Here is a 14095-nt window from a genome sequence, read left to right as displayed (position 1 = left end):
GCAAACCCCGGGACGCACTGACGTCCCACTCCAACCGAAGGGACCATCTCGTGTCAGATGACAGCAGCAGCGGAGGCGTCGGCGGTGCCATCGTCGTTGTCGGTGCCGCAGCCGTCGCGTTCCTTCTGATGATCATGGCCGTGGTGGTCGTTCTCGTTTCCGAGGACGAAGAGTGCGCTCCCGTCGAAAACGGGGGCGGGCAGGTTGCCGCTGCTGGTTCGCTGGTCAAGCCCACCAAGTCGTCCGAAACAACGGACACCTCTCCGTTCGGTCCGCGATGGGGCACCGAACACAAGGGACTCGACCGTGCGGGTCCTGTCGGTACCCCGATCTACGCGTTCATCGACGGCCGCGTTCGTGAAGCCGGTCCCGCTGACGGCTTCGGGAACTGGATCATCGTCGATCACGAAATCGAGGGCCACGTATACAGCTCGGTTTACGGGCACATGTTCGACGACGGTGTGATGGTCCGCGCCGGAGAGCAGGTCCGCGGCGGTCAGCAGATCGGGGCGATCGGCAATGCCGGCGGCTCGACCGGGCCGCACCTTCATTTCGAGGTGTGGGACGGCGGTCGTCTACCCGACGGCGCCGGTACCGCGGTGGATCCGCAACCGTGGATCGACAAGGCCGCCGAACCCGGCGAGGCTCCCGCTGCGCCCGCACCGACTTCCCCGGGCTCGGGCGATGCGGGTGATGAAGGTTCCGGGTTCGGAGGTTTGGACGGCCGACAGTTGGCGATCGCGAAGCAGATCGTCGCGGTCGGTGAAGTCATGGGCATTCCAGATCGCGGCGTCATCGTCGCGCTCGCAACCGCAAGCCAGGAATCCGGCTTTCGCATGTACGCCAACGACGGCACCGATCCTCGCCTCGAAGCCGATCAGAAGGACGTGGGCCGATCCCTGGACTTCCCACACGATGCTGTCGGACGAGATCACGGCTCCGTCAATCAGTTTCAGCAGCAGTACCCGTGGTGGGGAACGCTCGAAGAACTGATGAACTCTGCCACTGCATCACGCAAATTCTACGAAGCGCTGGCCAAGCAGAGCGGGTGGGAATCGCTACCGATTACCGTCGCAGCACAGAACGTTCAGGGATCGCTGTACCCGGACGCGTACGCCGACGACGAGCCGATCGCCACCACGTTGGCGGCCAAGTTCAAGGGCGCCGGGGCGAACATGTCCGAAGCCGAACTCGCATCCATCGCAGCTGGTGGAGCCATCGCCGTCGCCGACGGCGGCAGCGATGCCTGCAACGATCAGCAGCCCGCACCCGGTAGCGGCGGCGGCGAGGGTCCGGCCAGCGAGTTCGGACGAGCCATCATCCTGGCTGCCTCGCGCTGGATCGGTACCCCGTACGTCTGGGGCGGTGGCGACACGAACGGCCCCACCGGCGGCGGATTCGACTGCTCAGGTCTGACGCTGTACGCGGTCTACCAGGCATCCGGCGGACGAATCAGCCTGCCGCACTTCACCGGATCGACCGCAGATCCCGGACAGCTCTACGACTCACGCGGCGCAGAAGTCCCCATCGACCAGAAACAACCCGGCGACCTGATCTTCTTCGGCCCCGCCTCGAACACGCACCACGTCGGCATCTACTACGGCCTCGAGAACGGCGAAGAAATGTTGCTTCACGCTCCGACCGAAGGCCAGACCGTCACCATCGCTCCGCTGTCAGGGATGTCGGGAGAACAAATGCACGTCCGCCGCTTCGGCGCATCACAACCGCAACCGCAGGAGGCACGATGACAAACCGGACTGACCGCAGACCGATGAGGTTGACCGCATTCGCAGCCATGACCTTCGCTGTTCTCGCACTTGTCGGATGCGGCCGCAGCAATGACCACGACCACCCGATGGATGAGGGCGGCCCCACCCAATCATTGACTGTTCCCGCCGATCCCACTCTGCCGGAACCGTTTTCCTCGGTCGATCAAAGCGATCCGGAAGCCGTGATGGTCGCGGCCGCGCAAGCTCTGTTCTCGTACACCCCCGGGGCGGACACCAACCAGATCGACGCAGCGAACCGGGCAGCACCGTTGCTCGACGAGCGGTACTACACCGACAACGCGTCGTCCTTCATTGCTTTGGCACCGATCACCGGTCGCCAATGGGAGTCCTGGCGTGAGCAGAACGCGGTGGCCACGGCCACGGCGACGGTGACCGCCGACAATCACCCCGAGGACAAGCCTGCAAAGGTCTCACGAGTCGTGGCAGTGACGGTGACCGCCGTCGATGCCGGCGGCCGGGAGATTGATCGGGTTCCGTTCGCGGCGTACATGACCGCCACCAAGCTCGGTGTGTGGCGCGTGAGCGCGGTGATGGTCCGATGACCAGCGCATATGCCGATGTTCCGCGCCGCGGTGCTCCGATGCCGAGCGGTCCACGCATCGCGGGGGCTGTGATGCCCGGGACCGATGAATCCGCTCCGATCTGGGAAGGCCCGATCGAACGTGAGGCTCTGACCCCGGCCCGGCCGCTTGTCTGGTTTCTCGGAGCTACCGGAGGTGCCGGAGTCTCCTCGCTGACGCGTTCCCTCGCATACGCGGGGGACTGCCAGCGCGGCTGGCCCGGATACATCGGTGACCTACCGGGCGCGGACTCGCCGCTGGTGGTGCTCGTTTTTCGCACGACGATGCACGGCGTAGAGCGTGCTCATTCACTGCTTCTGCAACACGCCGCCGGTGGCACGCCGGAAGGAACACACATCCTCGGCGTCGTGTCCGTCGCCGACAGTGATCGCCCACTGTCCAAGCCGGTCCGGAACCGTCTAGCCGTCGTCGAGTCGCTGGCGCGCTCGCTGGCCGGTCACTGCTGGGACGTGCCGTGGCTCGAACCTTGGCGGGTCATGCCTCCTCGTGAGCTTCCCGAGTGGTCTCCGTCCTCGACGTTGCCGACCGACAAGAAAGCGGCGCGTGACCCGACGAGATACCCCGTCGCCCCGGTGATCGCTCTCCACGACCAGATCCGAGTCGCAGCAGCAGCTCGGGTGAAGGAAATCAGTTCTTCCGCAACATAACTCGAAAGGCACCTTCTCATGAACGCACTCCACACCATCAACACCTACATCCTCGCTCAGCAGCCCGCGCCCTTCCCCTCGCCTGGACAGGGCGGGGACGTGATCGACGTTCAGATGACCACTCCGCCGTCAGGCGACAAGTTTCAGATCCTGCTCGGCGTCGGCCTGTGGGCGGCAACAGCTTTCCTGATCGGACTGGGAATGATGGCCGGCGTCAAGTTCGCCCAGTCGTTCGCCGACGGCACCGCCGGACGCGGCGAAAAGATGATGGTGGTCGGTGTCGCCGTCGGCGCGATCATCACGTCCTCCGCCGCCTCGTACGTCACCTGGTTCATGGAGTGAGTACTTCGATACTGGCCGCAGGCGGCGGCATCAAGATGCCCGGCGAAGACGTCCTGGTCCCGCTCGGGCAGATGCTCGGGGTGTTCCTGTGGTTCGTCGCAGCCGGTCTGATCGTCGCCGCGATGCGCGCCGGTGTCGAAGTCGCGCACCGCTTCGACGACGGCGAAGTCACCGGCCCCGGAATCCGGCGGTTGATCGCGATCGCCATCGGCGCCATCGTCACCGCCTCCGCAATCACGTGGGCGGGATGGCTCCTCATCTAGCCCGTCTCGATTCCACTACTCACTTTGCGAAAAAGAAGGAAATCATGGCAATTCACCGTTACCGCCTCGTCGGCGCCCTCGTCGCCGCAGCTCTCGCGCTGTCGGTGGCCACCGCGTGCGGATCGTCGCAGGAGGACCCCGGAACCGGCACCGCGGCGGTCGACACCAGCGCAGCGCCGCAGCAGGTGCAGTGGGAGAGCTACCGCGGTGTCGCTGTCCCTGTCTCCGCTGTCGACGGACCGACGAGCGTTTCGGCGAAGATCCCGTTCGGATACAGCCGAACACCCCAAGGGGTGGTGATGGCCGCCATTCAGGGCCAGAGCCGTCTCGCACTCGCACCAGACGAGACCTGGGCGCAGACCGCACAACTGCTGACCGCCCCTGGCCGGGGCCGTGACGCGTACGCCGTGGCGCGGGTGATGACCTCCATCACCACCGAAGCCGATCCTGCTCAGACAGCCCAGTTCGCCGGATTCCGCATCGAGGACTACAGCCCAGACCAAGCCGTGGTGTGGCTGGCCACACGGATGCCGGACGCTGCGCTGTCTGCGTCGCCGACCTCGCTGATCTGGCAAAACGGCGATTGGAAGATCACTCTCCCTGATCCGCAGCCCGAGACCTCCGAAGCTGCGCCCACCGATCCAGTGCCGTTGGCCTCGCTCGACGGATACACCGCCTTCTCCTACGCCGACTGATCTTCCCCCGACTTTTCAGGAGCCACCCGTGAGTAACCGCACCGAACCCCGCGAGACCACAGAAGGATCGCGCCTTCGCCGCACCGGCGAGTGGTTGGCGACCAGCCGCACGACCGGGATCGCCGCTGCCGTGTTCTGCGCGCTTCTCGCTGTGGTCGTGGCCGTCGCCGTGTTCATCGCCGTCACCCGCGACGACGATTCCGCCGGCGCCGGCGCCCCCACTGCCACCCAGCCGCCCGCGACGGCACCAGCAAAACCCGACAGCGGCACTGCATTCGGCGTTCCGTCGGCGGATCTGTTCGGCCGCGTGATCGCCAACCCCGTCAACCCGCGTGGTCAGGCGTTGCCGCAGTCGTCGGCAGATCGCCCCTCGTTCAAGGAAGGTGACCCGGTCCCCGCTCCGGAGGGGTTGATGTGGCAGCAAGTCGGTCCGTTCATCCTGCCGTTCTCGACCTCCGACGGTCCCACTCGAGTAGATGGCCCATTGGCCACGGGTTTCGCTCGCACCCCTCAGGGCGCTGCGCTCGCTGCCTGGCAGATCAGCATGCGGACGGTCATCGACCAGGAATCACTCGATGCGGTCTTCGACAACCAGATCGAACCCTCGACACGGGGGAACAAGGCGTCGTGGGCGCCGAAGAAGTGGATCGACTGGAGCCAGTTGCCCCCTCAGTACATCCCGGCGGCATTCAAGATTTCCGGTTGGAGCGCTGACAACTCGTTCGCAGTCGTGGAGGTCGCGGCCCGCGACAAGACTCCGGGCTCCTGGTTCACCACTCGCTTCGAGGTCGTCTGGCAGGACGGTGATTGGAAGATCCGTCGCCCTTCCACCCAGCTTCCGCCGCAGACGATCACTTCGCTGACGGGGTGGACCCAATGGTGAAGCGTCTGTCTGCGATCGCGGCTCTGCTCCTGGCCGTGCTGGTCTTCGGGCCGGTCGCGCTCGGGCATGCCCAGCCCCCGGCAGATGATCCGGGCACTTCGGAAACCGGACAACCGCCGGCTGACGACGACATGTATGCCGGTTGCCGCGACGTCGGTGACTCCGTACCGGTCGTCGGTGGGTTCCTCGAGCGGTTCTGCGACTTGGGCACTGCTGTTGCCAATCCACAGGACGCGGCCGGCGAGTTCGCCGACGGGATGTGGAAATCGGGCGTCGGCAAGGCCGCCGAAGTGTTCCTCGACGGTTGGAAAAAGGGCATCACTTTCATGCTGACGTGGTGGATGACCAACTCGGTCACCGGCGCGGTCGGAAACAGTGACACCGAGAACACAGTCTGGCAAGTGCACCAATTCTTGCGAATATTCCAGATAGCGGCGTTCATGATCTCGGTCGGGATCTCCGCACTCAAACTCGCCTGGGCCAAATCGCGTCTGGCACAGCAACATGCCGAAGAAACGGCAATGATGTTGACCCGCACGGTGTTCGCGTCCTGGACTCTGGTTCCGCTCATCCTCGCCGGTGACGAACTCTCCCGAGCAGCGGGTGTGTGGCTGGTTCAAGCGATGGTCGGAGAGAACATCGACGAAGCAGCGAACAAACTCCTCGCCGTCGCCGAAGTCGGCCCTCTCCTGGGTCCGGGCTTGATTTTCGTCTTCGCAATCTTGGGCATCGTCGGAACCGCCGTGCAAGCGGTGTTCATCATGATGCAGATCGCGATGCTGCGCCTGGTCCTCGGATGGGCACCGATCGCGGCCGCCGCATCAGGAATCGGCAGCGCCGGAATGCAGGCCTGGACCAAGCTACGGAATTGGGCGGTGGTGTTCGCACTGTTCCCGTTCGTCGCTTCCAGCGTGTACGGGATCGCTTTCCTCTCGGCCGCCGGTGCTACCGACGCACAAGGTGTCTTCGCCGGAATGATCCTGCTGACACTCTCGTGCCTGACGATGCCGGCGTTGGCGAGACTGATCGTTCCGGCGATGGGTTCGATGGCCGGCGGCAACGGCGGCGCGGTGCTGGGCGGCATGCTCGCCGCGACCGGCGCGAGTATGGGCGCTTCGATGATCCAGTCGATGTCCTCCTCGGCTGAACAGGATTCCGGGTCCTCCTCGTCGTCGAGCGTTCAAGGCGGCCCGAGTACGGAACCGACCGGCTCCAGCACGCCCTCATCGGGATCGAGCTCACCGGCGCCCTCGGGCGGTGGCACAGAAGCCGCATCGAGCGGTCCGTCCGGAGCAGCGACCGCGAGCGGTTCGTCCGGAGCAGCGTCCGGAGCAGCATCCGGCGGTGCAGCTTCCGGCGCGGCCGCGGCCGCTGGTCCGGTCGGCGCGGCCGTCGCCGTCGGGCAGGAAGTCTCCGACCGGATCGGCAGCGCTATGGGCGCCGTCGCATCGACGATCGGCGACAGCGCCTCCGGAGCAAGTGGGGGAGCGGACGTTCCGGACGAGCCGCAAGGTGGGCGGTCCGGATGAGCGCACACCGCACCGCACCGTTTGACCTCATTGATTCCATCCTCAAGGAGCAGCTATGAGCACCGAAGCACCGGCCCGCCCCAACACCTACGGCGGTCTTCACGAAGCCCCTTCGACGTACCTGTTCGGTGTGTCGAAGAAAATGTTCTACGTCTTCGCCTCGGGCATCGTGGCCGGCATCGTTGCACTGCTCGCCGGGTTCTTCATCTCAGGAGCGGTGATCCTCGGCGTAGTGGTGCTGACCTGGGCGCCGCTCGCTGCACGCATCGGCGGTAAGTCAGGGTACGAATTCGCCACTGAACTCACCGGGTGGAGCAAGCAACGTCGGCGCGGCCAGCACATCCTGCGCGCTGGTTCTCTCTCGAACGCGCCCGGAGGCCGAACCCGAGTCCCGGGAATCGGCGCTCCGATCGAAATGTGGTGGGGAATCGACAAACTGGGCCGACGATTCGGAATGAGTCATCTACCGAAACTGCATCAGTACACGATCAGGCTGCGTTGCTCTGTGCCCGGATACAAGGGTGTCGAACAGGGTCAGGTCGACCTCGACGTCGCCAACTGGGGCGAGTTCATCAACCTCAGCGGACAGACGCCGGACATCGAAGCGATCGCCACCATCATCGAAACCCTCCCAGAGACAGGGGCGCGGCAAGACGCGGAAATCACGCGACTGTGCAAACCCGGCACCTCTGAACTCGCACAAGCGGTGGTCCGCGAATCGGGCACCGGCGTACGTCACGGAATCCAGTTGCACACCCACATGGCGCTCACCTTCACCGCGAACACGGAAGCCAAACGCAAGGATCCGATGGCGATGATTGCCGATCTGGCAGAACGTCTTCCGTCGATCTGCGCGAACCTCGGCACATTCCGCGTGACCGCTGTCCCGATGTCCGATCACGAAATCTCCGCAGTCGTGCGCCGCGCATACGATCCCCGCCCGGTTGTCGAAGCCGAGGTGGAATCGTCACTGCGCAGCGGAGAGATGTACGTCGACTGGCTCGATGCCGGCCCGATGACGGCCGAGGAAACCAAAAACACCTACTTCCACGAAGGCGCGGCCTCGCGGACCTGGGTGATGAACGCACCCCCGTCCGGTGCCCGCAACGAACGGATTCTCAAAGCACTTCTCGAAGGTCACGGCGACGTCCCGCGCAAGCGCGTGACACTGATTCACCGGCCGATGTCCCCGGCCGACGCCGTGAACGCAGTCGAAAGCGGCTACGTCTACGCAGTCGGTGAACGCAATGCCCAACGCGGTATCGGATCGGTCCGCGCAGACCTCAAGGTCAAGGCAGCAGACCGTACTCGCGTCGAGGTCGGCAACGGTGCCGGCGCGACAGCGGTCTCGCTGATCGTCACCGCGTCGGCAAGTACCGAAGCCCAGCTCGACATTCAGGCCGACACGATCGAATCCCTGGTCGCCGGGTGCTCGACGAAAGTACGGCCCGCATGGCGATACCAGGCAGCGGCATTTCTCTCGGGCGTCGGAGTCGGGGTCTATCTCCAAGACCACGCAACGACGGCGAAAACCTTGCAGGCCTGAACCGGCCGACCACCACCGACAGGAGAAAACGATGAGTTTGATGTTGCGCCGCCGGATCGCAGACCTGACCGGCACGTACGAACCCGGACGCAAGAAGCAGAATGCTTCCCTACGCGATCCGATGGCAGCGGCACGCAAACGCCGCCAGGCAGAGGAAAAACAACGCATCGCAGACGAGAAGGCAGCAGCGAAAGCCGCCGAACTCGCACGCGACCCTTCCCGAACCGAACCGAAATGGCGCCGCGCCCCCAAACTCACCGACCGCGGTTTCGCCGGCCACGGCGGCGGCAAGATGGGCGTCGTACCCAAGCCGCCGGAGTTCCGCGGCACCAGCGTGCAGGCATGTGGGCTCTCCCCGTGGGTCGTAGGCAGCACCTATCCAATGGTCGGAACCCCACTCGGGAAAGATCCCGACGGCATCTCGTTCCACTACGACCCGATCACCGCCACCTACCGTTCACGCCGACAGAACACCCCCAGCGTGTTCATGCTCGCCCTCCCCAGTAACGGCAAGTCCACGGTGGGCCGCAAACTCGTCAGCGGCGGCATCGCCCAAGGTCACATCCCGTTCGTGTTCGCCGACACCAAACCCGACTTCACCAAGGAAATCGAAATCATCTGCGGCGATCGCGGCAAGATCGTGCGCCTGGGACACGGCGAGGGGTACCTCAACCCGCTCGCGATCGGAGCTCTCGGGTCGGTGATTCCGCTGCTCGCGGACTTCCCCGACTTGCAGAAGAAAGTGATCAAACAGGTTCACCAACGCCGCAAGCGAGTGATGCAGTCACTGTGCGAAATCGAGCGCGGAACAGCGCTGACACAGGCCGAACGCAACATCATCACCGCGGCGCTGCGCCTACTCGAAAAGGACCCCCGTTTCGGATACGACAACCCGCCGCTGATCTCGGATCTGCTCACGTTGATCGAGAACCCGCCGGAAGAGTTGATGCGCAAGGCGTACACCCGCGACAAGGACAAGTACCTCGCCAAGGTCGAATCCCTCCTCGAGACATTGTCCGCGCTGCTCGACGGCGATCTCGGTGAGGTGTTCTCCCAGCAGACGACCACCCCGATCGACTTCACCGGCGAGGATCGACCGACCGGTGTGTGCGTGGACATTTCAGCGCTCAGCCACGGTGACACCAAGCTCGAAGCTGCGGTGATGGCCGCATGCTGGGAGGACGGATTCGGCGCCATCGAAGCCGCACACGTCCTCGCCGATTGCGGACTTCGCGACCGGTTGCTCTTCCTGGCAGTGCTCGACGAATTCTGGCGAGTCCTCGCCGGCCCCGGAATGGTCAGCCGCGTCGACGCCCTCACCCGCCTGACCCGCACCGTCGGAACGGCGCTGGTGATGATCACCCACACCGTCAAGGACCTCGAATCGCTCGAAATGGACTTCGACATCATGAAAGCCAAGGGCTTCATCGAACGCGCCGGAGCGTTGATCGTGGGAGCCCTGACCTCGGACGAGATGGACAAACTCGACTCCATCATTCCGTTCACCCGCGCAGACAAGGCATGGGTCTCCGCGCTGTCGTCCCCAGCCGGCTACGACGCCCAACTCGAAAAGCCAGGACCACCCCCAGGCCGAGGGTTTTTCCTGCTCAAACAGGGCACCGAACGCATTCCGGGGCACCGTTTCGAGACCGTCCTGACCCCCACGGAACTGAAATACCAGTGGCACGACACCGACAGTCGGTTCGTCGACGCCACCGACGCCGGATACGCGGCACAGACAGCGAAGGACAATGCGGCATGAGCGGCAAACGCAGCACCCGCGGCAACCGCTACGGAGCAGAGGTGCGCAGTGCCACAGTAATTTTGGTCGACAAGCTGCGCCCTCAGTATCCGTCTCTGTGGGCGACCATCGAGCGTGTCTCCGCCGATACCGGGATCCACACCTCCACCGTGCGGGCATGGCTACGGCAGCGGGAAGGCGCGGACGCCGTGAAACCGCAACCGTGCGCCCCGGATTCCGAAATACATTCCCTCCGCGTCGAACTCGAAGCACTACGCGAAGTGAACCGTGGACTGATCGCCGCGAACAGAGGCCTGTAAATGACGCATATCTTTCTTTACAGCACCGCCACCGAAGTCGGTGAGCCGTCGGCCGCATTGCAGAGTGCGGTACAGAAGATGCACGACCTGGTCGCCGACCTCGAAACAAAACACCGATTCGTTGCAGTACAAGGCCATTCACACACCGTCATCCCCGCTCAAGTAACGGGAACATCGTTGACGGGCAGACCACGTGCCGGTTACGCCGTCACGTTGACCACCGTCGTCGAGATACCGACGGACAACACGTAGATCCGAAAGTTGGTAGTAAAAACCATGTTTCGACGAATACTCACTTCCCCCGCCAGTGCCGCCGTCGACAGTAACGGAGATCAGTCATGAGTAAGGGTTCTGTGCGTGATCCCAGTCAAGGTGACGTGGCGTTCGAGGTGCTCGGTGTGTGCGCCGGGATCGCGGTTGCCGGCGTCGTCGGCGCCTCCGTCGCGATGCAGTTCGGCACCGAGCAGGATGTTCCGGTCAATCCGATGGCGATGGTCGCTGGCCTGATCAAGGGCGATCTCGTGTGGGAGTCCGGTGCGAGCGTAGTGGCGATTGCCTTTGCCTTGGCGTTGATCGTGCTGGTCGCAGTGGGCATGTGGTTGTTGATCCTGCGCAAGCGGGACAGCACCCGCGTCGACGAGCTAGCCAAGTACATGGGCCGCGGTCGCGACATCGCTTCGTTGACGGAACAGGCATGCCGGGCGAAAGCCGAATCCTTGCAGGTGCGGCTCCGTCCCGACGACGTTGTCGGCATCCAGCTCGGGTACCTGTTGCTGCCGAGCAAGCCGGTGTTCGGGTCGGCCCCGATGTTGCGCGGCAGCTGGGAGGACCTGCACGTCGATATTTGGGGTCCTCGCACCGGTAAGTCGACCAGTCGCGTCATCCCCGCAGTTCTCGATGCTCCCGGCGCAGTCCTGACGACGTCGAACAAGCGTGATGTCGTCGACGCGACCCGCGACGTTCGAGCAGCAATGGGCTCGCAAGTCTGGGTGTTCGATCCGCAGAGGGTCGCCAATGAGGAACCGAGCTGGTGGTGGAATCCGCTCACGTGGGTGACCGACGAAGTCAGGGCCGCCGATCTGGCCGATCATTTCGCCTCCGGTGACGACGGACTCGAAGCGAAGACGGACGCGTTCTTCGATCCGGAAGGAAAGGATCTGTTGGCGGCACTGTTCCTGGCTGCGGCACTCGATCGCCGCCCGATCACACAGGCATATACGTGGGTCACGGACGTGCAGAACCAGGAAGCGGTGAAGATCCTTCGCCAACATGGGTACGGATTGCAGGCGGACGGCCTGGCCGGGCAGTACAACGCGCCCGACAAACAACGCGGCGGTGTGTTCGGTACTGCCAAGAAGATGATCCGCTCGCTCAAGATCAGGACGATTCATCCCTGGGTGACGTCGGACAGTTTGACCGATCCGCGGCCGCATTTCGATCCTCGTGAATTCGTTCGTTCCGGAGGCACGCTCTACAGCCTTTCCCGCGAGGGCAACGGTTCGGCCGGCCCACTGGTGACTGCGTTGACCGTCGCCGTGATCGACGCGGCCGAAGAAATCGCGACTACCTCGCCGAAGGGACGTCTGCCTGTTCCTCTCGTCGCTCCTCTCGACGAGGTGGCCAACGTCGTGCGCTGGTCCAAGCTGCCTAGCCTCTACAGCCACTACGGTTCACGCGGAATCATCATCATGGCCATCTTGCAGTCCTGGTCACAGGGTGTGGAGGTGTGGGGCGAACGCGGGATGAAGAAACTGTGGTCGGCGGCGAACGTCAAGGTCTACGGCGGTGGTGTCGCCGTCGATGACGGGGTGTTCCTTCGGGACATGTCCACCGCGATCGGTGACCATTGGGAGATCACCGGGTCGGTCACAGCCTCCTCGCAAGGCCGATCCACTTCCAAGCAGCGCACCAAAGTTCGTACGTTCACCGAATCCGAACTCGAAGCACTGCCACGTGGCCGGGCGATCGTACGTTCCTCCGGCAACCGGCCTGTGATCGTACGGACGGCGCCGTGGATGGCCGGCCCGCACGCCGACCAGATCAGGGCGTCAATCGAAGCCCACGATCCGGCAGCCCCGGCGACGTTGGCGGAAGCAGAAGTAGGGCTGTCCGAATGGCTCAAGCCAGACCACGCCGGGGCTGCGCGTGAGGCGGTGTCGCTGTGACCGCGCCGTTCGAGCCACCACCGGAGGACGATTTCGATCCGGGTGAGGCTGACTATCTGCCGCCCGATGATGCGGACTATCCACCCCCATCCGCGTACACGCCCCTCAGCGGGAGAGATGAACCGAACGTCGAAGCGCCGCTGAGCGAGAACCTCGAGGCGATGGTCGGCAAGGCAGTTCTCAAACGCATCCAGAAGGAAGCCGACGCGATCGCCGAAGCGAAGTGGGCGGAAATCCTCACTCCGGAGCTGTACGCGCGACTCGAAGCCGCGGCAGCGGCCCGGTTGCTGGCGCAGCTCGAGATTTCACTCGCCAATCCGGAACCGGAGCCGGAGCCGGAGCAGCCGGCAGAACCGGAACTGGTGTTCGGATCGGTAGAGGAGTTCGTGCGCGAACGCATCGCCCCTGTCTATCGGCGTGAGGTGATCGAGGGGACGTCAAGGAACTGGTGCACGCAGTGGTGGAAACACGCCGAAGCTATCTCCCGGTTGGAAGCCCTGTGGCGCGCATGGGAGCGTCTGCGCCTGGATCCCTCGACCGGGATGAGTGTGTGGTGGCGCGATCACGCCGACCACCACATGGCACAGCTATTCGATCCAGAGGGCACGTTCAAAGCGTGCTCGGTCCGCAGCGGTCATGCCGGCGGCGACTTCGCGATCGTGCCCTTGCCGACTGAACCCGCACCGTCGTCGATGTTCCCCGACATGCGTCTCTCCCCTGAATCCGCGCCCACAGCGGCGTCACCCCACAAGGAAGGCAACAACTGATGTCAGAGCACGACGAAATCGGTGAGGTCAATCAAGAACTCACGCGCATGTTCCGGGTCGGCTTGCAGTCTGCGTCCCGTCTCGCAGAGCAGATGGGTCGCGCACGGGAGAAGCAGATCCGCGACGCCGAAGCCAAAAGCGTGCAGGCGGCCCGCGAACTGCGCGAACGGCTCGTCGCCGAACGCAGCGCGATCGAGGCGCAGCTACGTCCGGTGATGACGGACCGCTGGTGGGAGGACGCTACCCACGCGCAGATCGCCGACAGCTGGCAGCAGGCCCGCGGCTGGCAGGACCACTCGCAGCCCGCGGCCGACGCCGCAGATCGCATCCGCAAGGAAGTCCAGACCCGGTACGGAATCGACGCGGGCGCCCCCGGGATCGACCCCCGAGAAATCGAGAACCTGCTCCAAGCAGCCGAAGAAGCCAAGCGGGCCGCTGCCGCCGAACAGGAACTCGCCGAACGCGAGAACGTGAAGGCCTCCGAGTTGATGGCCGAAGCCGATCGGCTCGACAAGACGGCGACGGAAGCCGAAGGTACGCCGGCCGAAACTGAAATCGTCGAAGACGCAGACGCTCATCGCGCAGCCGCAGAAGCCGAGTACGACTCAGCCGAACGGCGCGATGCCCTCGCCGCCGACATGAACGCCGGAGGAGTGGACAAGGAAACGATCGGCGCCCGGATGACGGCCGATCTCGACCAGGCCAAGCATCCCCGAGGAGCGGTGCAGACCGGGACTGGTAAACCGCCGGTCGCCAGGAAAGGACGTCCGAGCAAGGGCCGCAGCCAGGAACGCCAACACGCCGGCAGATAGCCGACCACCCCGCG

15 protein-coding genes are annotated in these 14095 nt (G+C 64.4%); all 15 read left to right on the top strand.

Annotated features, from left to right (window positions below):
- The first annotated feature begins 50 nt into the window (after positions 1-50).
- The 15 genes from ACBG85_RS30795 to ACBG85_RS30725 all read left to right on the top strand — a co-directional run bounded on the left by ACBG85_RS30795 (position 51) and on the right by ACBG85_RS30725 (position 14081).
- Positions 51-1748 carry a peptidoglycan DD-metalloendopeptidase family protein gene (locus tag ACBG85_RS30795; RefSeq protein WP_082893286.1) on the top strand — a complete coding sequence of 566 codons (1698 nt, stop codon included), beginning with the start codon at positions 51-53 and terminating at the stop codon, positions 1746-1748.
- Positions 1745-2332, top strand: a complete 588-nt coding sequence (locus ACBG85_RS30790) for a hypothetical protein (protein ID WP_223304546.1) — start codon at positions 1745-1747, stop codon at positions 2330-2332. The genes ACBG85_RS30795 and ACBG85_RS30790 overlap by 4 nt, the downstream gene beginning before the upstream one ends.
- The gene (locus ACBG85_RS30785; RefSeq protein WP_019750046.1) at positions 2329-3018 is read left to right on the top strand and encodes a hypothetical protein; all 690 of its coding nucleotides are present in this window, start codon (positions 2329-2331) and stop codon (positions 3016-3018) included. The genes ACBG85_RS30790 and ACBG85_RS30785 overlap by 4 nt, the downstream gene beginning before the upstream one ends.
- 18 nt (positions 3019-3036) lie before the next feature.
- Positions 3037-3360 carry a hypothetical protein gene (locus ACBG85_RS30780; protein WP_019750045.1) on the top strand — a complete coding sequence of 108 codons (324 nt, stop codon included), beginning with the start codon at positions 3037-3039 and terminating at the stop codon, positions 3358-3360.
- Entirely contained in the window at positions 3357-3623 is a 267-nt protein-coding gene (locus tag ACBG85_RS30775) for a hypothetical protein (RefSeq protein ID WP_064075286.1), read from the top strand. The genes ACBG85_RS30780 and ACBG85_RS30775 overlap by 4 nt, the downstream gene beginning before the upstream one ends.
- Before the next feature lie 44 nt (positions 3624-3667).
- Positions 3668-4318: a hypothetical protein gene (locus ACBG85_RS30770; protein WP_064075287.1), complete on the top strand. Its 651-nt coding sequence runs from the start codon at positions 3668-3670 to the stop codon at positions 4316-4318.
- A 28-nt stretch (positions 4319-4346) separates the two neighbouring features.
- Entirely contained in the window at positions 4347-5201 is an 855-nt protein-coding gene (locus ACBG85_RS30765) for a hypothetical protein (protein WP_020971506.1), read from the top strand.
- Positions 5195-6730: a hypothetical protein gene (locus tag ACBG85_RS30760; RefSeq protein WP_075835914.1), complete on the top strand. Its 1536-nt coding sequence runs from the start codon at positions 5195-5197 to the stop codon at positions 6728-6730. The genes ACBG85_RS30765 and ACBG85_RS30760 overlap by 7 nt, the downstream gene beginning before the upstream one ends.
- A 55-nt stretch (positions 6731-6785) precedes the next feature.
- Positions 6786-8276, top strand: coding sequence for an SCO6880 family protein (locus ACBG85_RS30755; protein ID WP_019750040.1), 1491 nt, complete (start codon positions 6786-6788; stop codon positions 8274-8276).
- 31 nt (positions 8277-8307) lie between these two features.
- On the top strand, positions 8308-10038 hold the full coding sequence (locus ACBG85_RS30750; RefSeq protein ID WP_019750039.1) for a hypothetical protein: 1731 nt from the start codon (positions 8308-8310) through the stop codon (positions 10036-10038).
- Positions 10035-10337: a hypothetical protein gene (locus ACBG85_RS30745; RefSeq protein ID WP_020971508.1), complete on the top strand. Its 303-nt coding sequence runs from the start codon at positions 10035-10037 to the stop codon at positions 10335-10337. The genes ACBG85_RS30750 and ACBG85_RS30745 overlap by 4 nt, the downstream gene beginning before the upstream one ends.
- The gene (locus ACBG85_RS30740; RefSeq protein ID WP_019750037.1) at positions 10338-10589 is read left to right on the top strand and encodes a hypothetical protein; all 252 of its coding nucleotides are present in this window, start codon (positions 10338-10340) and stop codon (positions 10587-10589) included.
- 86 nt (positions 10590-10675) lie between these two features.
- A complete protein-coding gene (locus tag ACBG85_RS30735; RefSeq protein WP_064075289.1) occupies positions 10676-12502 on the top strand; it encodes a type IV secretory system conjugative DNA transfer family protein in 1827 nt (608 codons plus the stop codon).
- Positions 12499-13269 carry a DUF4913 domain-containing protein gene (locus ACBG85_RS30730; RefSeq protein ID WP_064075290.1) on the top strand — a complete coding sequence of 257 codons (771 nt, stop codon included), beginning with the start codon at positions 12499-12501 and terminating at the stop codon, positions 13267-13269. Before ACBG85_RS30735 ends, ACBG85_RS30730 begins: the two co-directional genes overlap by 4 nt.
- The gene (locus ACBG85_RS30725; RefSeq protein WP_064075291.1) at positions 13269-14081 is read left to right on the top strand and encodes a hypothetical protein; all 813 of its coding nucleotides are present in this window, start codon (positions 13269-13271) and stop codon (positions 14079-14081) included. The genes ACBG85_RS30730 and ACBG85_RS30725 overlap by 1 nt, the downstream gene beginning before the upstream one ends.
- Positions 14082-14095 lie beyond the last annotated feature (14 nt).

The sequence above is a fragment of the Rhodococcus sp. NyZ502 genome (assembly GCF_041464245.1).
In the GTDB taxonomy this organism is placed as follows: Bacteria; Actinomycetota; Actinomycetes; order Mycobacteriales; family Mycobacteriaceae; genus Rhodococcus_F; species Rhodococcus_F qingshengii.
The sequence above is the reverse complement of the archived record's forward strand: the minus strand, read 5'-3'. Positions and strand labels throughout refer to the sequence as shown.